This is a genomic window from Microscilla marina ATCC 23134 (genome assembly GCF_000169175.1).
GTDB classification, from domain to species: domain Bacteria; phylum Bacteroidota; class Bacteroidia; order Cytophagales; family Microscillaceae; genus Microscilla; species Microscilla marina.
Map to the genome: position 1 here is coordinate 1 of NZ_AAWS01000067.1, position 22,819 is coordinate 22,819.

The window sequence follows — 22,819 nt, forward strand, 5'->3', positions numbered from 1 at the left end:
TTTCCATGACTCATATCAATTCCTGTTTCTGCTAAAATGTTGATAATCGTATTTTCTGAAAAACCATCTACTTCTGTTAAATCGACCCCAGTAATATCTTTGAGATAAGAAGCAGAATCAAATGAATATTCATTCTTCCTCTTTGTTTTTTTTTTACTCGGCTTTGCCAATCTTCCTTTGCCACAATTTCTCCTGTATCCCATTTATGGAGTATTTGCTCTATTTCTGTCTCACATTCATTGATTTGTTTCAGGACAAAATCATAGGCACTAAGCGCTTGTTGGAGAGAAAATAAGTGCGCTTTACGAAAGTTCCCTTCAAGTGATAAAGTAAACTCTTCTTTGGTGGCTTTGAGTGTTTTATTATGAAGTTTTGCCAGTTCTACACTGGAGTGCTCTCCTGCTGCAATAGCACGAATAACCTTCATTCCTAGTTTACCTTCAATATCTGAAATCACATTCTGTATTTTGACATTCATCAGCTGCAAGGCTTTACCTACATGTTGCATGTGTTGCACTTTTTGCTTGGTCATTGTTGCCGCTGGCGTACATAGGTGCGAAACTCTCTGACATCCTGTGTAGGAATAAAAGAAGCAGGCAATAATCCATAACTATGTAATGTATGTATCCAACTACAATCAGAAACATCACTTTTGCGTCCACTTACATTTTTAGGATAACGAGCGTTTACTAAGACCACATCAAAACCTCTGTCCTCAAGAATTTCATATAAACTTTGCCAATATATACCTGTGGCTTCCATTGCCACACTTTCTATCCCCAGTTCACTAAACCAATCTGCCATGCGATGCAAGTCTGCGGTAAAAGCACCAAAGTTTCTGATGTTATCTTTTGTCAGGTGTGGTGAAACAGCTGTATAATGTATATTGTTTGCAATATCTACCCCGGCCACTTTTAACCTAACCTTGGTTAGCTCATCAGACAAATTCACCTTTTTAGAGGCTTTGCTACTTTTTATTTTAGTCTCCGATTTTTTCATCACAGATTAATGCACTAAATTGAACCTTTATTGAGTAAAAAGAGGGTTTGACAATAGGTTATATACATGTAATATTCTTTTAAGCGGGGTAAAGTCTCTGTCAAGACTTTCCACCATTAGGGAATCATTGAACCTATTTGCACAAGCTTTTAAGCGAGCTTTAAAGCATCACTGCACTAACGGTGTCTGACAAACCCTCTTCTTTACAAATATCTATACTATTTGAAGTAATCAAATAATACTGCAACTTAATAAGCTACTTGTCTTGGCTATACGAATCCTTAGGTAGTTGCCTGGGGAACAGGCAAACCTGTCGGGGCTTTTAACTACCGATTTCATAAGTACCCTGTTTATCAGCACTTTAATTTTATATTTTTTCTAGTTTCAAGCCCATTTTTCGGGCTTGTCTTTCTAAGGCTTTGAGTTTTCGTTTTCTGTTTTGCTCTTGATATTCCTCTGCTGTTTTTCCCCGATATGGTGTTTTGTATTTCATCATATTGTAAAAAATAGTAGCTAGTTTTCGGGCAACTGCCTGAACAGCAATCCCTGAACCTTTTCTAAGACTTAGGTTCCGATATAAGGCTCCCAAGTGACATTTGCTATTATTGAGCCCCCAAGCAGCTAATTTAAATGCTTGATGTATCCGACTGTTATTCATATTTTTAAAATGCCCCAAGAGTTTATCTCCTGATATTTTTCTTCTGGGTGCAAGCCCTGCCCAACTCGTGAAATGTTTAGCATTTTTCCAATGACTCATATCAATTCCTGTTTCTGCTAAAATGTTGATAATCGTATTTTCTGAAAAACCATCTACTTCTGTTAAATCGACCCCAGTAATATCTTTGAGATAAGAAGCAGAATCAAATGAATATTCATTCTTCCTCTTTGTTTTTTTTTTACTCGGCTTTGCCAATCTTCCTTTGCCACAATTTCTCCTGTATCCCATTTATGGAGTATTTGCTCTATTTCTGTCTCACATTCATTGATTTGTTTCAGGACAAAATCATAGGCACTAAGCGCTTGTTGGAGAGAAAATAAGTGCGCTTTACGAAAGTTCCCTTCAAGTGATAAAGTAAACTCTTCTTTGGTGGCTTTGAGTGTTTTATTATGAAGTTTTGCCAGTTCTACACTGGAGTGCTCTCCTGCTGCAATAGCACGAATAACCTTCATTCCTAGTTTACCTTCAATATCTGAAATCACATTCTGTATTTTGACATTCATCAGCTGCAAGGCTTTACCTACATGTTGCATGTGTTGCACTTTTTGCTTGGTCAATTGTTGCCGCTGGCGTACATAGGTGCGAAACTCTCTGACATCCTGTGTAGGAATAAAAGAAGCAGGCAATAATCCATAACTATGTAATGTATGTATCCAACTACAATCAGAAACATCACTTTTGCGTCCACTTACATTTTTAGGATAACGAGCGTTTACTAAGACCACATCAAAACCTCTGTCCTCAAGAATTTCATATAAACTTTGCCAATATATACCTGTGGCTTCCATTGCCACACTTTCTATCCCCAGTTCACTAAACCAATCTGCCATGCGATGCAAGTCTGCGGTAAAAGCACCAAAGTTTCTGATGTTATCTTTTGTCAGGTGTGGTGAAACAGCTGTATAATGTATATTGTTTGCAATATCTACCCCGGCCACTTTTAACCTAACCTTGGTTAGCTCATCAGACAAATTCACCTTTTTAGAGGCTTTGCTACTTTTTATTTTAGTCTCCGATTTTTTCATCACAGATTAATGCACTAAATTGAACCTTTATTGAGTAAAAAGAGGGTTTGACAATAGGTTATATACATGTAATATTCTTTTAAGCGGGGTAAAGTCTCTGTCAAGACTTTCCACCATTAGGGGAATCATTGAACCTATTTGCACCAAGCTTTTAAGCGAGCTTTAAAGCATCACTGCACTAACGGTGTCTGACAAACCCTCTTCTTTACAAATATCTATACTATTTGAAGTAATCAAATAATACTGCAACTTAATAAGCTACTTGTCTTGGCTATACGAATCCTTAGGTAGTTGCCTGGGGAACAGGCAAACCTGTCGGGGCTTTTAACTACGCTTTTTGTAAGTTATTGAAAATCAACGTGATACAAAAGTGTAGTTACCTGTGGAACAGGGTCTAGCTTGCGACTTGTCGCTTGAAGCTTGCCCCCTGTCGGGGCTTTTAACTACGCTTTTTGTAAGTTATTGAAAATCAACGTGATACAAAAGTGTAGTTACCTGTGGAACAGGGTCTAGCTTGCGACTTGTCGCTTGAAGCTTGCCCCCTGTCGGGGCTTTTAACTGACTACCCTATCATATAAACAGTTGAAGGCTAAGGCAGCAAATCAGCCCTGCCAGGTATCGAAAGCCTGACAGGGCTAGATAATACCTTCTCGAAGCTGCGTTTCCCCAAGCCAAGTGAGCAAGGCAGGCAATGCAATAGAAAACTGCTTTTTACTTCAAACAAGGTGATTGTACTACTTTACCAACATGTGTTTGACTACCTCTTGCCCATCGGCCAATACTTTTATGTAATATTTACCTGTGGGAAGGTTTTTTATTTTTAGGTTGACCCTTTGAGTGTCTTGTGCACTTTGTTTAAACACCAGTTCTGCCTTATCGTTGTATACCTGTATTTTGATTTGGCTAAACTGTTGGGGTAACCTAATAAAAAACTCCCCTTCATTAGGGTTAGGGAATAACTTTACCTGGCTTCGTTGCAACTTTTCAGTTTGTTTATTAAGCAATGTTTGGGTTGTTCGGGTGTTTTTTAACAAACGTTGGGCAAAAGGAATCTCGGTAGTAGGCGAGTTTACATCGTTATCTTGCCATTTGTCTTTCCCGCTTTTTACCTTTAGGCCTTTGGCAAACTTCTCATTATCTGTCACTTTGTCTTTGTTTACATACCAAAACTCTGCAACGCTTCTATCTGGACGCACATCTAAGATACCATAGCCATGCTTTTGCAAGTCTACATACTTTATGTGGGGGTTAATGGTACGTAAGATTACTTCTGCTGCCCTTAAAGCTGCTACCGCTACCCCTTTTTCATCGCCATTGTCACTGGTAAGACTGGTAGGCAAAAATTCTACTGCTTGCGATTTGCGTTTATCGCTCCAGATGGGAGCCGTATGATCAATAGGTAAATCGTTGGCAATAGACACGTGAGCATCGCCTGTTACTATCATGTTATTGCCCTTGGTGCGCTTTTTAAGGGTACGCATGATTGAGCGGCGCTCCGCAGGGTAAGCGTCCCATCCCTTGTTGTTAAACCACTCAAAGTCATCCCCTACTGCCAAGGTTCCAAACAGTTTTTGGTTACCAATGATTCGCCATTTAGTGGTTGAATTCACCAATTGTTCTTCGAGCCAGGCGCGTTGTTCCTGTCCTAGTGTGGTGCGCTTTTCAGGGTTGGCTACATCTTCTGGGTAATCTCGCTTAGTTTTAATGTCAATCATGACAATGTCGAGCAATGTACCATAATTCAACTTACGGTAAATAATATCAGCTTTGCCCGGCACATCGCGTACAGGTACCCATTCTCGAAAAGCCCGAATAGCATCTCCTATGTTATCTGGGGAGGTTTTGCCGGTAGAGAACAAGTCGTGATTATCCCATACTATAATAAAAGGGTGGTTTTGTTTCGCCCAACGTAAGTCAGGGTCTAACAGATACAATTGATGTCGGGCTCTCCATTCTGCCAAAGTTTCGGGTTTGGTAGGTGCAGGCACCGGAGCTCTAAAATCATCTGGTTTGTTGTAAATATAATCTCCCAAATGAATGACTGCATCAATATCAGTGCGGTGCCCAATACGACGGTACCCATTAAAATACCCGGAAAAAAGATTGGTGCACGATACTACCGCAAAGCGTAGGTTGTTTAACGACTGATTAGCCGCAGGCGCAGTACGTGTTTTACCTGTAACAGAAGTACGTCCGTCAGCGGCAATAAAACGGTAATAGTAATTGTGATAAGGTGCCAGTCCTGTTACATCTACCTTTACGGTCCAGTCACGAGCTGCTGTAGTTTGGGCAGTTCCTGAGCGTACTAATTGAGTAAAATTTGGATCGGTGGCTACCTGCCAGGTCACTGTTTGCTGTGTAACTGATAGGTTGGCTGGCATAACATGTGTCCATATAATCACCCGATCGCTTAACGGGTCACCTGACGCCACCCCATAATAAAAAGGAGCTTGGCCTGGATACATGTTATCTGGCAATGAAATAACACCATCTGGCAGAGGTGATTGTGTATAACCTGTTGCAATGCTTGCTGCCATTAGGCAAAGGATTAAAATGAGCTTTTTCATAAAAAATCTTAAAATGTAATTGTTTTTAGTAAAAATTGGGTAATACAACTTTTGCTTATTTTTTGAAAAAGCGCGCATATTAGCAAAAATTAAACAAGCTATCGAAGTATCGAGGGAGAAACTTTGGGTGTTGACCATTTTTTGAAAGAAAACTAAAACAAAGCACTCTTAGGGTTCAATATAAAGATAGATAGAGTACTAATGCTTTAGTTTCTACTCAATAAGTGTACAATAATTTGGGATGAATTTTGGCAATTGATGCACTTTAAAAAAGCACATAGTTCATTTTCTGAATGCCGATGTATATTGGAACTGTGGCTACATAATTTTTTTGGAGCAAAATGAGTGGTAAATGTTTGCAAAGTGGAGTTGTACAACATAATGGAGGGGGACACTTCAAGGGAGAAATCTTAGCCTGGTATTATCTAAATAATGAATCAGAAGGTCATTTGTACACTATGCTGATAGCATCAGCATCTATGTCGAGTTTATTCAAACGGGCTCATACCTTTACATAGATATTATTTTTCCGATTGTTAGCACAGTCCTTTCTATTTTAAAATGCCTCATTTACGCCAAAATACAGCCCCCACCTCTTGTCATTTATATTATATCCATAAGTCTTGTATTAAACAGGTGAATTTTGTTTTTTTGATCCCCAAAAAGAAGCTATACCAACAAATCATTGCCCGAATAGTGACCAACATTCGCATATCAAATAATTGAGGGAAAAGTTTTCAATTAAGTAATGGTTGAAAAATAAGGTATCCATTTGGAGATAGAGATTTACCACTGAGGCGAGATGGCAACACCCTGTGGATGTTGAGCCAGACCGTGTGACGGTTTTACGAGCAATAACCGATGGCTACAGCTTTGCCAAAGGCTAAAAGTAACGAAGTATCAGTAATAAAGGTCATTTCCTGCATCGAAAGCTTACAGTCCGATGAATCGGGGATTATTTTTTGTCCATTACTAAGCTATAGTTGCCTCAGAAAAGATAGAAACTCAAACCCTCAATGGCATTGCTGTACGAGATATGACACGTGATTTAAAGATGAACAAAATACGGTGGTCAATTATTTGAAAAAAATAGCTAATAATGGCAAACCTCTATCTAATTGGTCAACTGGAAACTGGACAATTAAAAAGTTTAGATGTTGCTCTTTACTATAGTGATGAATTAGATAAGTTTTGGAGGTATGTGGGTAATAAATCTAACCAACGTGGGACTTGGTATGCCATAGAACGGCACAGGGTGCTGCTTACTATTTAAGTAAAAGAACTAACCAGTATTACTATTACCTTGTCTGTAAGTAAAGATAATACCTGGGAAATAGAGCGTGAAAATCTTAATTTTCCGCATTCACATGAAGCACTTGCAACAATGGACTATTTGTTTTTCCAAAAATGACATAATACCTGACAATATCATTGGAATGTATATCAATAAATATTATTTCTGGAAAGGCAGGTTCAGCGAGTCAGTGCCTGTGTAAACAACTCTTTTGATACATTACCAATTGAGCATATACAATCAACTTAAAATCTACGCCCGAATGATGTTAAATAAGCTTTTTTTTAGAAAGTGGATATTGGCAGTCACTGGTCTGTTTCTTTGCTTATTTCTGGTAGTCCATTTGTCTGCCAACTGTTTGCTGTTGCTTCCTCAAAATACAGCAAAAAGCCTATATAATAGCTACTCTGCTACCCTCAGAGAAAGTCCACTTATTAAGGGCATAGCTTACTTGTTATACTTGTCTATTTTACTACATGTGCTATATGCACTTCTAATTACACTAAGTAATCGTAAAGCCAACCCCGTAAAGTATGTAGTAAACAAAACCAGCCAAAATAGCACATGGTCTTCTCAAAATATGGGCATGTTAGGTACATTGGTTCTTATTTTTATTGTGATTCACCTTGTCAATTTTTGGGCAAGAATAAAGCTAGGGCTAGGAGAAGAAGTAACCTATGATAAGTCTGGTAACAAAGATGTATACCAAGTGGCTTATACACTATTTCACAACTTTTATTTTGTGCTGTTTTATACCCTTATGGCTGTCCCATTGGCTTTTCATCTGTATCACGGACTCAAGAGTGGCTTTAAAACATTAGGTTTTTACCATCACCGGGGTTTGCAACTTCTAGCAAAGCTATCACTTTGGTACGCAGTAGTTATGGGCATAGGCTTTGGCATTATTCCGTTGGTAGTCTATTTCAAGTAATGTAATATGAAATTAAATTCAAAGGTTCCTGAGGGGCCATTAGAAGACAAATGGCGTAATTATCAGTTAAAATCCCGACTAATTAATCCCGCCAATCGCAAAAAACTCAAAGTAATAGTAGTAGGTTCTGGTCTCTCAGGAGCGGGGGCAGCTTCTACCCTGGCTGAGTTGGGCTATGATGTACAGTGCTTTTGCTATCAGGATTCTGCCCGGAGAGCTCACTCAGTAGCTGCTCAAGGAGGAATCAATGCTGCTAAAAACTATCAACACGATGGTGACAGCATTTACCGAATGTTTTATGATACACTTAAAGGGGGCGACTTTAGATCCAGAGAAGCCAATACCTATCGTTTGGCTGAGTTATCGGCCCCACTCATTGATCATTTTGTACAGCAAGGAGTGCCATTTGCCAGAGAATATGGAGGCACACTGGTCAACAGGAGTTTTGGAGGAGTGCAGGTACAGCGAACGTTTTATGCCAGAGGGCAAACGGGACAACAGTTATTAATGGCTGCTTATTCCCAACTCTATAAAATGATTCATGCCAAGAAAGTACAAATGTTTACCCGCTGCGAGATGCTGGATTTGGTAGTGATTGATGGACAGGCGAAGGGCATTATTGCCCGGGACTTAACCAATGGCAACCTCAGACGCTTTGCTGCTGATGCAGTGGTGTTGGCTACTGGTGGGTATTCACGAGTATTTCGCTTATCAACTTTAGCCATAGGTTGTAATGGAAGCGCTATTTGGAAAGCCCATAAAAAGGGGGCTTTCTTTGCAGCCCCCAGTTTTACCCAAATACATCCCACTGCTTTGCCTCAGTCTAGTGATTCTCAGTCCAAACTTACCCTAATGTCTGAATCGTTACGAAACGATGGACGTATTTGGGTACCCAAAAGACAAGGTGATACCAGAGAAGCTAATAAAATTCCTGAAAGCGAGCGGGATTATTACCTGGAAAGGCGCTATCCTAGTTTTGGCAACCTTGCCCCCCGTGATATAGCATCCAGAGCAGCCAAGGAGCGGATAGATGCTGGTTATGGGGTGGGTAGATTAAAAAACGCGGTTTATCTCGATTTTAAGCATGCCATAGAGCAATTTGGTCTTGACACCATCAATGACCGGTATGGTAACTTGTTCAAAATGTACCAAAAGATCACAGGCATAGATGCTTACAAAGAACCCATGATGATCTCGCCAGCGGCTCATTTTTCTATGGGGGGGCTTTGGGTAGATTATGAGCTCATGACTACTATACCAGGATTGTACGCTATAGGAGAATGTAATTTTTCGGACCATGGAGCCAATCGTTTAGGGGCAAACTCTCTGCTACAAGCCAGTGTGGATGGTTATTTTATTCTGCCTAATACGATTAATAATTACCTCGCAGGCAAACCCAATGCTCAGGTTCCATCGGTTGAAGCCCCTGCCTTTGTGATTGCTGAGGAAAGAGTACAAGCCCACATTGATCGGATATTGAAAGTAAATGGCAATAAAACAGTAGATCATTTTCACCGTGAGTTAGGAAAGACCATGTGGCAAGAATGTGCCATGAGTCGAAACAAAAGCGGGCTGGTAGAAGCCATTGCCAAAATCAGGCAACTGGAAACAGCGTTTTGGAAAGATGTCCGGGTAACTGGCCATGACAAAGAAGTAAACACAGAGTTAGAAAAGGCCTTACGTGTCATAGATTTTATTGAATTGGCGGCTTTGATGTGTACAGATGCCTTGCAAAGAGAAGAGTCCTGTGGAGCGCATTTTCGGGAGGAGTACCAAACCAAAGAGGGGGAAGCAGTACGGGTAGACGAAACTTTTTTATATGTATCGGCCTGGGAATACAATCAGGGTGATTTTAAGTTACACAAAGAACCCCTCCACTTCGAGTTTGTACAGCCAACCGTAAGGAGCTATAAATAACTATACTATGAACATAATATTTAAAATATGGCGTCAAAATGGCCCAACTGAAAAGGGAGAACTCAAGGAGTACCTAATAGAAGGGCTTACCGAGGACATGTCTTTCCTGGAGGCGCTTGACTATCTCAACGAAGCTTTAGTACTGAAAGGAGAAAAAGTGATTGCCTATGAATATGATTGTCGGGAGGGAATTTGTGGTCAATGTGGGATATTTATTAATGGTCGAGCTCACGGACCTCATGACCACATGACTACTTGTCAACTACACATGCGAAGTTTTAAAGATGGCGAAACGATTGTAGTAGAACCCTGGAGAGCAGCTTCTTTTCCCATCATTAAGGACCTCATTGTAGATCGATCTGCGTTTGATCGTATCATTGAAAAGGGGGCATATATCAGTGCAAGAACCGGAACGGCTCCTGAAGCAAATGCGCTACCGATTCCTAAATTGGTAGCTGATAAAGCAATGGATGCGGCAGCTTGTATAGGCTGTGGAGCTTGTGTAGCTACTTGCAAAAACTCATCTGCGGCCTTGTTTACTGCCGCAAAAATTAACCACCTCAATAGTTTGCCTCAGGGAAAGGCCGAGCAGCACCAACGAGTACAACACATGACTGCTCAAATGGAAGCAGAAGGTTTTGGGAGTTGTACTTTTACGGGAGCCTGTGAAGTAGAGTGTCCTGAAGCAATTTCTATTGCCAATATTGCCGAAATGAATGCCCGAAAGCTTAAGGCCAATCTATTGGGTTAGTTTATAAACCTATAGCCGCTGCTATTGCGTCATTTGCAGCGGTAAGTGCGCTTTTTGTATTACCAACTTATCCCACATTGCTTGCCGCAGTAGAAATGAATGACACAGGTACCACTAAAATTGGAAAATACGTTTTTGACCATTCCTTTATTATTCCTGGTATTGCCACCATTATAGCGGCAGTGATTATTGGATTTGCCCTGGGAAGCATCACTTTATAACAATAAAAAACTTATGACTACAAGAAAAGAAACTGATTTACTAGGAGACCTTGATATCAACGATACACTTTATTATGGGGTACACACCCAGAGAGCAATTGATAACTTCAAAATATCTCATTCTAAAATTGGTGATTACCCCTTTTTTGTAAAAGGGATGGTAATTACCAAAAAGGCCGCTGCTTCGGCCAATAAAGAAATAGGTACCATTCCTGCCGAAAAAGCCGATATGATTATACAGGCCTGCGACGAAATTTTGGACAACCTTGACCAATATGTGCAATATTTTCCCTCAGATGTTTTTCAAGGTGGAGCTGGTACCTCAGTAAACATGAACACAAACGAAGTAATTGCCAATGTGGCTCTTACGCTCAGTGGACATGCTAAAGGGAGCTATGACATATTACACCCCAACGATCATGTAAATATATCCCAATCGACCAATGATGCTTACCCCACAGGTTTTCGGGTATCCATTTATTTTTATATCAACTATCTGCTGGAAAAAATAAACATTCTCAACAATTCGCTGGATAAAAAAGCGGCTGAATTCAAAAAAGTCCTAAAAATGGGTAGAACTCAACTGCAAGATGCAGTACCAATGTCGTTGGGTGATGAGTTTGCGGCCTGGTCGACTAATCTGAAAGAAGAGACCAAAAATTTGAAAAAATCCAGAGATTTGATTCTTGAGGTAAATTTGGGTGCTACTGCGATTGGCACCGGAGTAAATGCTCCCGCAGGTTATTCTGCGTTAGCCATCGGTTATTTGCAACAATTTACCAAAGCAAGCTTTGTAAAAGCAGAGAATTTGATAGAAGCTACCTCTGATTGTGGGGCGTATGTGATGATCTCTGGTGCTTTGAAACGAACAGCCGTAAAACTGTCCAAAATATGCAATGACCTGCGATTATTGTCTTCCGGTCCCAGATGTGGATTAAATGAAATTAACCTTCCTGAAATGCAGGCTGGGTCATCTATTATGCCAGCCAAGGTAAATCCAGTCATTCCCGAAGTAGTCAATCAGGTTTGTTATAAAATTATTGGCAATGATGTTACGATTTCATTTGCAGCCGAAGCCGGGCAATTGCAATTAAACGTGATGGAACCAGTGATAGCGCAGTGTATGTTTGAATCTATCGAGCTGCTCTCGAATGCCTGTGTTACACTGGCCAACAAATGTGTCAAAGGAATTACTGTCAATGCGGAGCATACCAAACAAATGGTGCTCAACTCGGTAGGAATTATCACCTTTCTGAACCCCTTTATTGGTCATCATATGGGAGATGTGATAGGGAAGGAAGCAGTAGCAACTGGTAAAAGCATACGTGAATTGGTACTGGAAAAGGAATTGCTTTCCGAAGCAGAACTGGACAATATTTTAGATCCAAACAACCTGATGAACCCTGAATATAAGGGGGTTTTACATAAATAACAGGTATGAAAAACTTCAGTTACTGGTTGTGTCTGTTATTTTTAGTAGCTAAGCGCTTGTTTAAGTTTTCGTTTATACCATTGCTGGTTCAGCATCTGCGACTACTTCGTCAAGCGACTCATCAGGACAGGTAGGTATACAAACCATGGTCAAGGCAGTGCCTGGGATCAAGAAGATTGCCAACATATCAGGAGAGTAAGTAGGCTCCAAGATATGACAGTAGCTATCTGGCTAAAACTCGCCAATAGAATCAATGGCCTGTTGCCAAGAAATGATGTAGATGAAATTGCGGCGACATAGAGTACAGATACTCAATAAAAAACTGCTTAGGAGCAGTATTTAAATAGTAAATTCATAGCATAGTATTCATCTCTGTGAGAAAATAAGGTAGTGTATAGCTTGATGGTGGATGCTTTAAAATTTAGCAACTACCATTAAGTTACATTATGATGAATAAGTAGTAAAGGTGACCAAAGTAAAAAAAGTATGGGTAAGTGATTGGTAGGGCTATAAAAAAACAAATCCCACCTCTTTGAGGTAGGATTGTCTGCTATTATTTAAAACATTTAAAACTTTCCTTCACTTTTTGGGAGAAAAATGAAGTTTATAAAAGTGCTAACCAGCCTTTGGAGAGTTATACGGCAAGCTTTTTAAAAGGTTGCATTTATTTTAAAAAAAAGGTGAATATTTTTCATTTTTTTAGCCTAAAGCCCAAATTCCCTGTTTTTTATACCAACATTTTCTTACAGCCGAGCAATGTTTTTGTCCTGCCTACCAACTTAAGAGGGCAACGTCTAAAATGTGCCTTTTTGCGCATGCTTATACCTTATCATGCAAACCTATTGTATACTTATGCGTTGTTCAAGTCAAGAAGAGATGTTATTTTTACAGAAAAATGTTTGCCAACCGATACCATGACAAAAACTATCAAACTAAAATTGCTCGCACTCTGCTGTTGCCTGGGTATGATACAGCACTACACCTACGCCCAACAATCATTGCTTACCCTCAGGGGGCACCAAGCCAAAGTTTATTCGGTAGTTTTTAGCCCCAATGGAAAATACCTGGCAAGTGGTGGGGCAGACCGAACCCTGAAGTTGTGGGATGCTGTCAGTGGAAAACTGTTGCATACCTTTGCCGGGCACCGGGGCAGTGTGCTTGCCGTAAAGTTTAGCCCTGACAGTAAAAACATTGCTACCGCAAGCGTGGATGGTACCATTAAAATATGGGGAACCTCAAGTGGGGTGATTATAAAAACCCTGGAGGGGCACGCCGACATGGTAGGCACTATTGACTACAGTGCCGATGGTAAATGGTTGGTGAGTGGTAGCCGCGATAAAACCGTAAAGTTGTGGAATGTAAACAGTGGCCACGTGGTACACACATTTGGCAACCACCCGCGTTTGGTGTATGGGGTTTGTTTTGACCCTACTGGCCAAAGAATTGCAAGTACCAGTGATGTAAACATTAGTGTATGGAATACCAGCACTTTTCAACTAGAGAAAACCTTGAAAGGGCACAAAGACCATGTAATGGCAGTGAGCTTTACTACAGATGGCACCTACCTGATGAGCGGGAGCCGCGATGGTACGCTTAAAAAGTGGGAGGTAGCTTCGGGTAGAATTGCCAAAGAATATGCTGAGCCTTATGCCCTGATTACTTCGCTTGCCATTAGCCCCAATGGATTTTATCTGGTGCGGGGTGGCAAAAACCTGAAGCTATGGGATGCTAAGAATGCCCAAAAAATAACCAGTTTGCGTGGACATTTCAAAAATGTAAACTCGGTAGCTTTTAGCCCTAATGGGCAAATGATTGCCAGCGCCAGTGACGACCAAACCATTAGGCTATGGCGTACGATTGCTTACACCCACCTTGTAAAGTTGTACATAGAGCCTCGCATTAATAAATGGCAAAAGAAAGGCAAGTTTGAGAAAACCGATGATTACCTGGCAAGGGTAAATGAAAGTTCTCGCCGCGAAAAAGTATATGAATATACCCAACAGGCAGTTACCAAAATAGGCCTGGAGCATATAGACTGGGCAAGCGGTAAAAACGAATATGATGCCGATAACGAGAGTTTTAAAATTACCTTCAAAGACTTTCGTCCAATATATGTACATGTGCCTCTTGCCGAAGCAAAACAGTTTGACCAAAATTTCAAGAAATTAAAATATAAGAACGCCAGCTTTACTTTGGCCAACGCCTATGAGTTGGCGGTTTTGCATGTAGACATTGTCAACCCTGCCAATGGTAAAAAATATGTGTACGACAGTCAAAACTATGTAGCATATAATGCATCGAAGCTTACGTTTAATTTTGACCCTATCAGTGTAAACACCAATGGACGCAACAGTGAGGTAGGTAATGCCGATTTTGTGGGTGGCTTTTCGGATGTAGATGTAAAACTACCTAAAACCCAAATGAATAACCCCAATGCTATAGCAGTAGTCATTGGCAATACCAATTATCAGAAAACCAAACGGGTAAAGTATGCCATTAATGATGCCCGTAGCATTAAAAACTACCTGGTAAAAGTATTAGGCTACAAGCCGGGCAATGTGTTTTTGATCAATGATGCTACTTTGGCTGATTTTAAAACGTTTTTTGGCAACGAGCATAACTATAAAGGCAAACTGTATAATTCTATCAAAGCCGATCAGAGCGATGTTTTTGTGTATTACTCAGGACATGGGGCACCCAGCCTTAAAAACAATGCGGCTTATTTTGTTCCTGTAGAGGCCGACCCACAGTATGTAGAGTTGAGTGGCTACCACAGCGATATTTTTTACCGCAACCTTGCCAAGCTTCCGGCAAAGTCGATAACGGTGGTGTTAGATGCTTGTTTTTCGGGAGCAACCGTGTTTGACAATATTTCGCCTATTGTGGTGAAGTCTAAAGGAATCAAAGGAGTAAAGAATGGTGTGTTGTTGTCATCGTCTAGCAAAGACCAGGTGTCGTGCTGGTACAACAAAAAACTGCATGGCATGTTTACTTATTTCTTTTTGAAGGCAATTCATAACAAGAATGCTGACAAAAACAAAGACAATCAATTGACTTATGCAGAAATTTATAAGTATCTGGTAGACAACAACGAAGGGGTCCCTTATTTTGCCCGACGTATCCACGGTATAGAGCAAGTGCCTCGTATTCAGGGCAAAGATTTCCAAAAAGTTTTTGTGAAGTATTAACCGAAGTTAAAGAAAGAAGGTGGCTGTATTGTTTGGTGTTGCATCATAGAGCAATACAGCTGCTTATATAGCTAATGAGTAAATGTAACTATTATCTTTGAATTATCCTTACTTGTAATTTATAGCTAATTGATTGCACCAACACGTATCGGTATCCAAGACTTGCCGCTACTTATAAACCCTTAATCCAACCTTACTCCGCATACCAATACATCATCGGTTTGGGGCATGTTGCCCTTCCATTGTGTAAACTTTTGTTCGACTGATTTTTGTTGAGTTTCCATAGGCAAGTGATGAACCTCGTCCAGTAGTTGGGTCAAGCGTTGTGAACCCATTTTTTTACCGTGTTCACCTCCAAATTGGTCTTGGTAGCCATCCGAAAATAAATAAAAACTAAGTGGGCGATGTAGGTACAACAGGTGTTTGGTAAACCGTCGTTCACTTTCGCGTTGTTCGCCTCCAATAGGCAGTCTGTCGCCTTTAATTGTATGCAAATGCTGGTCTTGTACATACACCAGAGGTCGGCGGGCACCCGCAAACTCCAGGGTGTGGGTTTCTGGCTCTACTACCACCACTGCTATTTCCATTCCGTCGCGGTTATAGTTTTGTTTTTGTTTCAGTGTTTGGCGAATGTTGCGGTGCAGTTCGTTCAATATGAGTTCGGGCGAGTGAATATGCTTGAGTAGTACGGCTTCTTTGAGCAACACGGTGGCTATCAGGCTCATAAAGGCTCCGGGTACCCCATGCCCAGTACAATCGACTACCGCCAACACCTTTTTAGTATAGCTTTTTGTCTGGGCAGTGTTTAGCTCAGCCAGCCAATAAAAATCACCACTTACTATTTCTAAAGGCGTAAAATAAACAAAACTATGGGCAAACACTTGTTGGAGTTTGCCTTCTGCCGGAAATATTGCCTGTTGAATATGTTGGGCGTAGTCAATGCTTGCTGTAATATGTTCATTTTTGGCTTCCAGATTGAGGTTTACTGTTGCCAGTATTTCGTTGGTGGTGAAAATTTCTTCATTTTTTTGCTTAAGCAAATTATTGGTTTTTTGTTTTTGCTGTCTCTGCCTAAACAAGGCAAAAGCAAGCAGGGCAGTGGTCAGTAGACCTATCACTACCAGCAAGGTAATAATTTTTTGCTGCCTGATGGTAGCCTTTTGAGCATTGAGCAGCATTTTTTGCTGGGCTTGTTCGTCTTTCAGCACCTTGTTTTCCAGTTCTTTTTTTTCTGTTTCATACAGTACCTGCATTTTGGCGATTTGCTTCGATGTTTGGCTGTTAAACAAGGAGTCTTTCAGTGCCGTATATTTTTGATGATACTGCAGTGCTTGTTCAAACCTTCCCTGGGCTTGAAACCATTCTGCCAACCCTTGATAACTATCTTGTACCAACTCTCTGGCGTTTATTTTTTGCGCCAGTTGCCTACCCTTTTGTAGCCAGTCTTTGGCTGTGTTGTATTGTTTGAGCTTAGTGTATGCAACGCCCAGGTTGATAGACGTTTCTGTGATGCCGTATTTTTCTCCTATATCTTGGTCTATAGCCAAAGACGCTGTATAGTATTTGATTGCCTGGTTATACTTGTGTTGAGCTAAATATAACTTTCCTATTTGCCCGTAAGAGTTGGCGAGGCCTTTTGGGTGCTTTACTTCTTTTTTTATCTGGGCCGCCTCAAGCGAGTACTTCATGGCGAGGTCATATTTACCTTGTGCCCCATATACTGCCCCAATATTATGAATTGTATTGGCAGTACTTCTTTTGTTGCCCAATGTTCTCTTTATTTTCAGGGCTCTTTGGTAATACTTCAGCGAAAGCGGATAGTTTTTTTGTGTATTATATACCACTCCAATGTTATTGCAGGTAAAGGCTATGCCCCTTTGATCGTCCAGTTTTTCCGATAGTTTCAATGACTTAAGCATATACGCCAAGGCTTGGTTATACACAGCTTGTGAACGGTATATCAGTCCTATATTTAGGTAGATTCTTGCCATTTGTTTTAGTTCTCCGGCGTCCTTGGCAGCCTCCAGGGCAATGTTGTAGTAATGAAGTGCTTTTTTAAAATCACGGGCTGACATATAAGCCAAACCAGTGAACCGATAAGCTTTGATAATGCCTCGTGGGTAATTAAGTTGTTTAGCCAGTTTTAGGGCTTTTTGGGCGTAAGCCCTGGCTTGTTTGGGTGAAGCATGATTGTAAGCCACGCTGCACAGCAAGTCCACTTTTTTGCGGTCGTTGGCAGGGTGTTTTTCTAATTTGGCAAGCAACTTGTCTACGGGGCGTTGCCAGGCAAAGGCAGGCAAGCAGGGTAAAGCACAAAAAGCAATGAGTAATATACCCTTCAGAGCCAGGGGTTTGTTATACAACATATGTCATCATTAAGTTAGCAGTTTTACCAAAATAACCTATGCTATCCAACCTGAATGTTGGTGGTGGCATTTCTTCAAAAAGCACAACACTACATTTTGCTGTGGGGGGCAATAAAGTTGATAGTTACACATAGTGGTAGGGACAAAAACTGAGTATTACAGAGGGTTGCGCTTAAAATACTACTTTTTGCTTGCTATAGCAAAAAACGAGTCAATGAGTTCGATAGCCATTGGTCTTTACTGCGAGGCGGTTAAGTTTGTTCATGCAGTACTTTGTCTTTTAGTATCGAGCGTACCAAATAGTCAACGCCTATGTCGTTAGAAGTGATCAACTTGCCTAGACGTATTTCTTTGCGGTGTAATTTTTTAATAATCTGTTGAACGCCATTGCCTTGGGCGTGCAGTTGATGTATTTTACCACTGAGGTCTTCAAGGTACTGGAGCTTATGGCGCATGTGTTGTTTGCCACTGGTAAGTCGGGGGTGATGGGCACAAAACAAAGTATCGAAATCGTACTGTAATACCTTTTTGATAGAGGCGATCATTTGGGGCACGTTCTCGTCTTGCCTGATATATTTGATCTTTCCTAAGTACAAGTCACCCGAAAAAAGCCAACCTTGTTGTGCCTCATAAAAAGCATAATGATCCTGGGCGTGTCCTGGAGTAAAGATAGGAGTCAGTTGGTATTTATCGGTAGTAATTTGGTCGGGCAAGGGGAGGAGCTGATCGGTAGGAGGCATATTGCCAAATACAAATTTTTGGTAGTTCTTTATTTTGAAGCCACTTGCTACCAATTGACGGGTTTTGTCGCCAGCCCATACAGGAACTTGATAATATTGCTGCAATGCTTTAATATTGCCTGAGTGGTCTTCGTGGTGGTGAGTAAGGGCTATTTGCTGCATAGGTAAGTCTTTGAGCAAAGCCAGCAAATACTTTTGCATTTTTCGTTGTCCACTATCAATGAGTAGCCCATCGAGCCAATACACATGTACCCAAATCAGGGGTTTGCCCCAATAGGCGTGCCCCAACTTGAAAGCTTTTACTCCCTGGTGTTCAAAATGTTTTACCTTACTCATACGGTGCTGCAATTGTAAGATAGCGAATCTATCATTTTGCAATTTTATTATTCAAAAAAACTAATCGTCTTCCTTGGTAATAGGTACTTGCTTTAGAATATTTGCCACAATCTCTGAGGTGCTAATGCCATCGGCTTCAGCCTCATAATTAAGCGAAATACGGTGGTTAAATACATCGTTGGCAATTTCTTTAATATCTTCGGGCAACACATAGTCACGTTCGTCCATATAAGCCAATGCTTTGGCGGCAAGGTTTAAATGGATAGTAGCACGTGGCGACACACCAAACTGAATATAACCAGCTTCTTTTTCCAGTCCGTATTCTTTAGGGCGGCGGGTAGCAAATACCAACTCAATGATGTACCTTTCTAAAGAAGAAGAAATGGTTACTTTGTTGATCTCATCTCGGATGCCAAAAATGTCTGATTTATTCAAAATGGTGCCCACTTGTCCGGCAAAACTCATGTTAGACATTCGGCGCATCATATCCAGCTCTAGTTCTTTGCTGAGGTAGTCTATAGATACCTTCATCATAAAACGGTCTACCTGAGCTTCGGGCAGTGGGTAAGTACCTTCGTGTTCTACGGGGTTTTGGGTGGCAAGCACCAAAAAAGGAGCGTCCAGATAATAGGTAGTTTCGCCAATGGTTACTTGTTTTTCCTGCATAGACTCCAGCAAGGCAGATTGTACCTTTGCCGGGGCACGGTTGATCTCATCGGCAAGAATAAGGTTGGCAAAAATAGGCCCTTTTTTTACTTCAAACTCACTCTCCTTCTGGTTATAAATCATTGTACCTATCAAGTCGGCAGGCAGCAAATCGGGGGTAAACTGAATCCGTTGGAACTTAAGCTGTAAAACCTTTGATAGTGTGCTGATGGTCAGAGTTTTGGCAAGCCCAGGTACTCCCTCAAGCAAGATATGCCCATTGGTAAATAAGCCAATTAACAAGCGGTTTACCATATAGTCTTGTCCTACTACTACTTTGCCTATTTCCTGAAATACTTGTTTAATTTTTTGATGATAGTTTTTGTCTATGTCAGTTTCTTCCACTTCTTGTAGGTTAAGTTTGAGGTGTCTAACTAAAGTTGTTGTAACTTTCGAAGTTTTATACCTGCCAGGTTTTTGAAACCTGGCAGGTGTTGTAATCTTTTTAAAAGCGAGAGTTTACCAGGTTAAGAATTTCGTCCAAGTAGACGCGCGAGTTGGCAAGGCGGGGCACTTTTATTTGCCCACCAATTTTACCTCGTTGTTTGAGCCATTCATAAAACGTACCTTCGGGCACATTGTGTACTACAGGCTTTATCAATGCCATATCTAAATGCCTTTTGGCGTCATAGTCAGAGTTGACCTCCCTCAGTGTTTGGTCAAGCACTGTCGAGAAGGTATCCATGCTCGAAGGGTTTTCGGCAAACTCAATGATCCATTCGTGTCCGCCTTTACTTTGGCTGCCCAGGTAAATAGGACCAGCCGTAAAGTTATTCAATACTGCACCAGTGGCGTTGCAGGCAGCAGTTATGGCGGTTTCGGCATTTTCTATGATTACTTCTTCGCCAAAGGCATTGATAAAGTGCTTGGTACGCCCCGTGATTTTTACCCGAAAGGGGCTCAAAGAGGTAAACTTTACTGTATCGCCTATTTTGTAGCGCCATAGCCCCGAACTATTAGAAATGATAATGGCGTAGTTTTTATCCAGCTCTACTTGGTCTAGAGTCAGGGTTTGCGGGTGTTCTTTGTCTACCTCCGACAAAGGGATAAACTCATAAAACATGTCATAGTCGAGCATCAACAGCATATCATCACGGCTGAGGTCGTCCTGTAGCCCAAAGAAACCCTCCGAAGCATTATAAGTTTCCATATAACTAATGCCTGGAGCAAGGCTATCAAATAGTTCACGATAGGGCTGAAAAGCTACTGCCCCGTGAACAAATATCTCAAAGTCAGGCCAAACCTCTTTGATGTGTTTGGCGCCGGTAATTTCTAAAATTCTTTTGAAAAGGACAATCGTCCAGGTGGGCACTCCCAGGGCACTGGTAATGTTCAAGGGAATGGCTTCGGCTGCCATAGCCTCTATTTTTTCTTCCCAGTTGGGCATTAGAGCGGTTTCTAAACTTGGTGCGCGCAGGTATTGCGCCCAACGTGGCATGTGGTGCATAATTACTGCCGATACATCGCCATAATAAGTACCTTGCCAATGAGGGTTAGGCGATAAAGAGCCTCCTACCGACAAGCCCTTGCCTCTGAAAAAACGTGTATCAGGTTTGTTTACTACTACTAACGAGAGCATGTCGCGCCCGCCTCTAAAATGACATTTCTGGAGGGTTTCGCGCGATACAGGTATAAACTTACTGCGGGCGTTGGTAGTGCCCGATGATTTGGCAAACCAGTTGATTTTAGAAGACCATAATACGTTTTGTTCGCCCTTGAGCATGCGTTCAATATAGGGGTATAAGTCTTCGTAGCTTGAAATGGGCACTCTTTCTTGAAACTGTTCGAATCTTCGAATGTCTTTGTAATGGTATTTCTTACCCCATTCGGTGTTTTTTGCCAGCTCCACTAGTTTAGTGAACATACGTTTTTGTACTTCGTCAGGATGTTGCATAAAGTGCTTGATCTTTGGCCAGCGCCTTTTCAACCCCCATTTGATAACATTATCGACTATGCTCATATTATATACTTAAATTGAACTCTACAGGTAAATGACAAAATCAGTCTAAATCGCTGTGGTTGCCAAAAGCGTACAGTGAGATTCAGATAGCCCTTTTGCAGTTCCCTTCATCAGTATAACAACTCATCATACAAACGACTTGTTGCCAAAAATAGATTTTGGGCATTTTTTGCCATTGTATCACTCAAATATAAAATTTACTTTCGAATGATTGGCAAATTTAGACATAATTATGATAGTGTTCAGCTATTTCTGCACAAATATCTTGGCTTAAGATACAAAAAAACAACCACAGAATCTCTATAACCAAGAGATAGTTGTGGTTGTTTTGGCAATACACTCAAGCGCTGTGTTACTTTATTTGTTTATGGTTGTACTTTTTCTTCCGAATCGTTGGTGTCGTTGCTTTGAGACTTACTTTCGGCTGCTTCATCTTTGGCGTTGATACTCTCCGATGGAGAGGGAACCTGGTCATTTTTACCCATCATTTCGGGCTTTTTCAATGCAGGGTCGTTTCCTTTACTGATGTACTCATCCGGAATAGGAGCTTTGTCTTTGTATTTGGCGTTAATTTGCCCCGGCTCGGCGTCTAGTTTTACATCTTCTTTGATAAACTTACGTACCAACACATAGTTTTTGCCCAAGTAGTGTTCTTTTACCAAGGGGTTTTGCACCAACTCTTCGGGTGGTCCATCGGCAAAACGTTTACCCAATGACATTACATAAGAACGGTCGGTAATAGACAGTATAGCATCAGCGTTGTGGTCGGTAATTAAAATACCAATGTTTTTGTGCTTGAGGTGATAGATAATATTTTGGATTTCTTCTACCGCCAATGGGTCTACTCCGGCAAAGGGCTCATCGAGCAATACAAACTTTGGATCTACGGCCAGGGTACGGGCAATTTCGGTACGCCTGCGTTCCCCCCCTGAAAGCACCTTACCAGGGCTTTTGCGCACTTTGTGCAGGTTAAATTCATCGATGAGTTCGTCTACCTTTTCGCGTTGTTGGGCTACCGAGAGCTTGGTCATTTGTAATACTGCCCTTATATTTTCTTCTACAGTCAGCCCTCGAAAGACCGACTCGTCCTGAGCCAGATAACCAATGCCTTTGCGGGCACGCTTATACACGGGTAGTTTAGTAATGTCCTCATCTCCTAATAACACCTTGCCTGTATTGGGTTTTACCAGACCTACTACCATATAAAAGGTGGTAGTTTTTCCGGCCCCGTTGGGTCCCAGCATGCCCACAATTTCTCCTTGGTTTACTTCAATAGATACATTGTTTACTACTGCCTTACCCTTGTATTTTTTTACTAAATTTACTGCGGTTAATTTCATGGAAGTAATTACGAATGATTAAATTACGAATAAATATAAGTTGTTGATCACAATAGTCCATAGTATTTAGTCGATAGTCCGTAGCCGATTCGAGTAAATGTTCACCTTATTAAATGCTGTAAACCAGCATTTTATATTAAGATTGCGTACTCGCTTTATTTTTAAAAGTGTTTCGGTTGTATGCCTAAACACCCAATTAAATAGTTTTTAAATTCATCAATAACTGATCACCAGCAAACAACTTTGACTAAAATCACTGCGGAGTATTGGATCAACAACCAGCTTCATTCATTAGTTACGCTTAATTTTGACTTGGTTTGTAGCCGACC

16 protein-coding genes and 1 pseudogene are annotated in these 22,819 nt (G+C 41.0%); 7 read left to right on the forward strand and 10 right to left on the reverse strand.

Translation table 11 applies throughout. The annotated features are described in order from the left end of the window. Positions 1 to 76: 76 nt before the first annotated feature. The 5 genes from M23134_RS41535 to M23134_RS33785 form a co-directional block, all read right to left on the reverse strand. Positions 77 to 532, reverse strand: a complete 456-nt coding sequence (locus tag M23134_RS41535; protein ID WP_002704629.1) for a hypothetical protein — start codon at positions 530 to 532, stop codon at positions 77 to 79. Continuing rightward, complete coding sequence (locus M23134_RS41540) at positions 529 to 999, reverse strand: IS110 family transposase (protein ID WP_002704631.1); 471 nt, start codon at positions 997 to 999, stop codon at positions 529 to 531. Before M23134_RS41540 ends, M23134_RS41535 begins: the two co-directional genes overlap by 4 nt. A 367-nt stretch (positions 1,000 to 1,366) precedes the next feature. After that, the gene (locus M23134_RS40680) at positions 1,367 to 1,912 is read right to left on the reverse strand and encodes a transposase (protein ID WP_002705974.1); all 546 of its coding nucleotides are present in this window, start codon (positions 1,910 to 1,912) and stop codon (positions 1,367 to 1,369) included. Then, positions 1,819 to 2,742 (reverse strand): IS110 family RNA-guided transposase, encoded by a 924-nt coding sequence (locus M23134_RS40685; protein WP_002702293.1) that lies wholly within the window; start codon positions 2,740 to 2,742, stop codon positions 1,819 to 1,821. Before M23134_RS40685 ends, M23134_RS40680 begins: the two co-directional genes overlap by 94 nt. 734 nt (positions 2,743 to 3,476) lie before the next feature. Next, on the reverse strand, positions 3,477 to 5,309 hold the full coding sequence (locus tag M23134_RS33785) for an alkaline phosphatase D family protein (protein WP_198145129.1): 1,833 nt from the start codon (positions 5,307 to 5,309) through the stop codon (positions 3,477 to 3,479). A 1,099-nt stretch (positions 5,310 to 6,408) separates the two neighbouring features. Between M23134_RS33785 and M23134_RS41545 the strand changes: the two genes are divergently transcribed. The 7 genes from M23134_RS41545 to M23134_RS39370 all read left to right on the forward strand — a co-directional run bounded on the left by M23134_RS41545 (position 6,409) and on the right by M23134_RS39370 (position 15,043). Then, positions 6,409 to 6,582 (forward strand): transposase, encoded by a 174-nt coding sequence (locus tag M23134_RS41545; protein ID WP_002704637.1) that lies wholly within the window; start codon positions 6,409 to 6,411, stop codon positions 6,580 to 6,582. 283 nt (positions 6,583 to 6,865) lie between these two features. After that, positions 6,866 to 7,534: a succinate dehydrogenase cytochrome b subunit gene (locus tag M23134_RS33790; RefSeq protein ID WP_002704640.1), complete on the forward strand. Its 669-nt coding sequence runs from the start codon at positions 6,866 to 6,868 to the stop codon at positions 7,532 to 7,534. Positions 7,535 to 7,540: 6 nt separating this feature from the next. Continuing rightward, positions 7,541 to 9,451 carry a fumarate reductase/succinate dehydrogenase flavoprotein subunit gene (locus M23134_RS33795; protein WP_002704642.1) on the forward strand — a complete coding sequence of 637 codons (1,911 nt, stop codon included), beginning with the start codon at positions 7,541 to 7,543 and terminating at the stop codon, positions 9,449 to 9,451. A gap of 7 nt (positions 9,452 to 9,458) precedes the next feature. Further along, positions 9,459 to 10,202, forward strand: coding sequence for a succinate dehydrogenase/fumarate reductase iron-sulfur subunit (locus tag M23134_RS33800; RefSeq protein ID WP_002704644.1), 744 nt, complete (start codon positions 9,459 to 9,461; stop codon positions 10,200 to 10,202). Positions 10,203 to 10,279: 77 nt separating this feature from the next. Further along, positions 10,280 to 10,423, forward strand: coding sequence for a hypothetical protein (locus M23134_RS40240; RefSeq protein WP_002704645.1), 144 nt, complete (start codon positions 10,280 to 10,282; stop codon positions 10,421 to 10,423). A 13-nt stretch (positions 10,424 to 10,436) separates the two neighbouring features. Continuing rightward, positions 10,437 to 11,855: an aspartate ammonia-lyase gene (gene aspA / locus M23134_RS33805; RefSeq protein ID WP_045114880.1), complete on the forward strand. Its 1,419-nt coding sequence runs from the start codon at positions 10,437 to 10,439 to the stop codon at positions 11,853 to 11,855. A 914-nt stretch (positions 11,856 to 12,769) separates the two neighbouring features. Further along, on the forward strand, positions 12,770 to 15,043 hold the full coding sequence (locus M23134_RS39370; protein WP_262492930.1) for a WD40 domain-containing protein: 2,274 nt from the start codon (positions 12,770 to 12,772) through the stop codon (positions 15,041 to 15,043). Positions 15,044 to 15,225: 182 nt separating this feature from the next. On the opposite strand, the gene M23134_RS33815 is transcribed toward M23134_RS39370, so the two are convergent. The 5 genes and pseudogenes from M23134_RS33815 to lptB all read right to left on the reverse strand — a co-directional run. Beyond that, positions 15,226 to 17,409 carry a tetratricopeptide repeat protein gene (locus tag M23134_RS33815; protein WP_002704655.1) on the reverse strand — a complete coding sequence of 728 codons (2,184 nt, stop codon included), beginning with the start codon at positions 17,407 to 17,409 and terminating at the stop codon, positions 15,226 to 15,228. A gap of 251 nt (positions 17,410 to 17,660) precedes the next feature. Beyond that, positions 17,661 to 18,485, reverse strand: a complete 825-nt coding sequence (locus tag M23134_RS33820) for an MBL fold metallo-hydrolase (protein ID WP_002704657.1) — start codon at positions 18,483 to 18,485, stop codon at positions 17,661 to 17,663. Positions 18,486 to 18,545: 60 nt separating this feature from the next. Next, on the reverse strand, positions 18,546 to 19,535 hold the full coding sequence (locus tag M23134_RS33825; RefSeq protein WP_002704659.1) for an AAA family ATPase: 990 nt from the start codon (positions 19,533 to 19,535) through the stop codon (positions 18,546 to 18,548). A gap of 100 nt (positions 19,536 to 19,635) precedes the next feature. After that, positions 19,636 to 21,150 (reverse strand): GH3 auxin-responsive promoter family protein, encoded by a 1,515-nt coding sequence (locus M23134_RS33830; RefSeq protein WP_045114881.1) that lies wholly within the window; start codon positions 21,148 to 21,150, stop codon positions 19,636 to 19,638. A 614-nt stretch (positions 21,151 to 21,764) separates the two neighbouring features. Further along, positions 21,765 to 22,490, reverse strand: a pseudogene (gene lptB / locus M23134_RS33835) (LPS export ABC transporter ATP-binding protein); the annotation flags it as partial. Positions 22,491 to 22,819 lie beyond the last annotated feature (329 nt).

What these genes read in the sequence shown, in the direction of transcription:
- M23134_RS33815 (WP_002704655.1), bottom strand. Translation starts at nt 17,409, where the DNA reads ATGTTGTATAACAAACCCCTGGCTCTGAAGGGTATATTACTCATTGCT.
- M23134_RS33800 (WP_002704644.1), top strand. Translation starts at nt 9,459, where the DNA reads ATGAACATAATATTTAAAATATGGCGTCAAAATGGCCCAACTGAAAAG.
- M23134_RS39370 (WP_262492930.1), top strand. Translation starts at nt 12,770, where the DNA reads ATGACAAAAACTATCAAACTAAAATTGCTCGCACTCTGCTGTTGCCTG.
- M23134_RS33790 (WP_002704640.1), top strand. Translation starts at nt 6,866, where the DNA reads ATGATGTTAAATAAGCTTTTTTTTAGAAAGTGGATATTGGCAGTCACT.
- M23134_RS33820 (WP_002704657.1), bottom strand. Translation starts at nt 18,485, where the DNA reads ATGAGTAAGGTAAAACATTTTGAACACCAGGGAGTAAAAGCTTTCAAG.
- aspA (WP_045114880.1), top strand. Translation starts at nt 10,437, where the DNA reads ATGACTACAAGAAAAGAAACTGATTTACTAGGAGACCTTGATATCAAC.
- M23134_RS33795 (WP_002704642.1), top strand. Translation starts at nt 7,541, where the DNA reads ATGAAATTAAATTCAAAGGTTCCTGAGGGGCCATTAGAAGACAAATGG.
- M23134_RS41540 (WP_002704631.1), bottom strand. Translation starts at nt 999, where the DNA reads ATGAAAAAATCGGAGACTAAAATAAAAAGTAGCAAAGCCTCTAAAAAG.
- M23134_RS33830 (WP_045114881.1), bottom strand. Translation starts at nt 21,150, where the DNA reads ATGAGCATAGTCGATAATGTTATCAAATGGGGGTTGAAAAGGCGCTGG.
- M23134_RS41535 (WP_002704629.1), bottom strand. Translation starts at nt 532, where the DNA reads ATGACCAAGCAAAAAGTGCAACACATGCAACATGTAGGTAAAGCCTTG.
- M23134_RS40685 (WP_002702293.1), bottom strand. Translation starts at nt 2,742, where the DNA reads ATGAAAAAATCGGAGACTAAAATAAAAAGTAGCAAAGCCTCTAAAAAG.
- M23134_RS33785 (WP_198145129.1), bottom strand. Translation starts at nt 5,309, where the DNA reads ATGAAAAAGCTCATTTTAATCCTTTGCCTAATGGCAGCAAGCATTGCA.
- M23134_RS41545 (WP_002704637.1), top strand. Translation starts at nt 6,409, where the DNA reads ATGGCAAACCTCTATCTAATTGGTCAACTGGAAACTGGACAATTAAAA.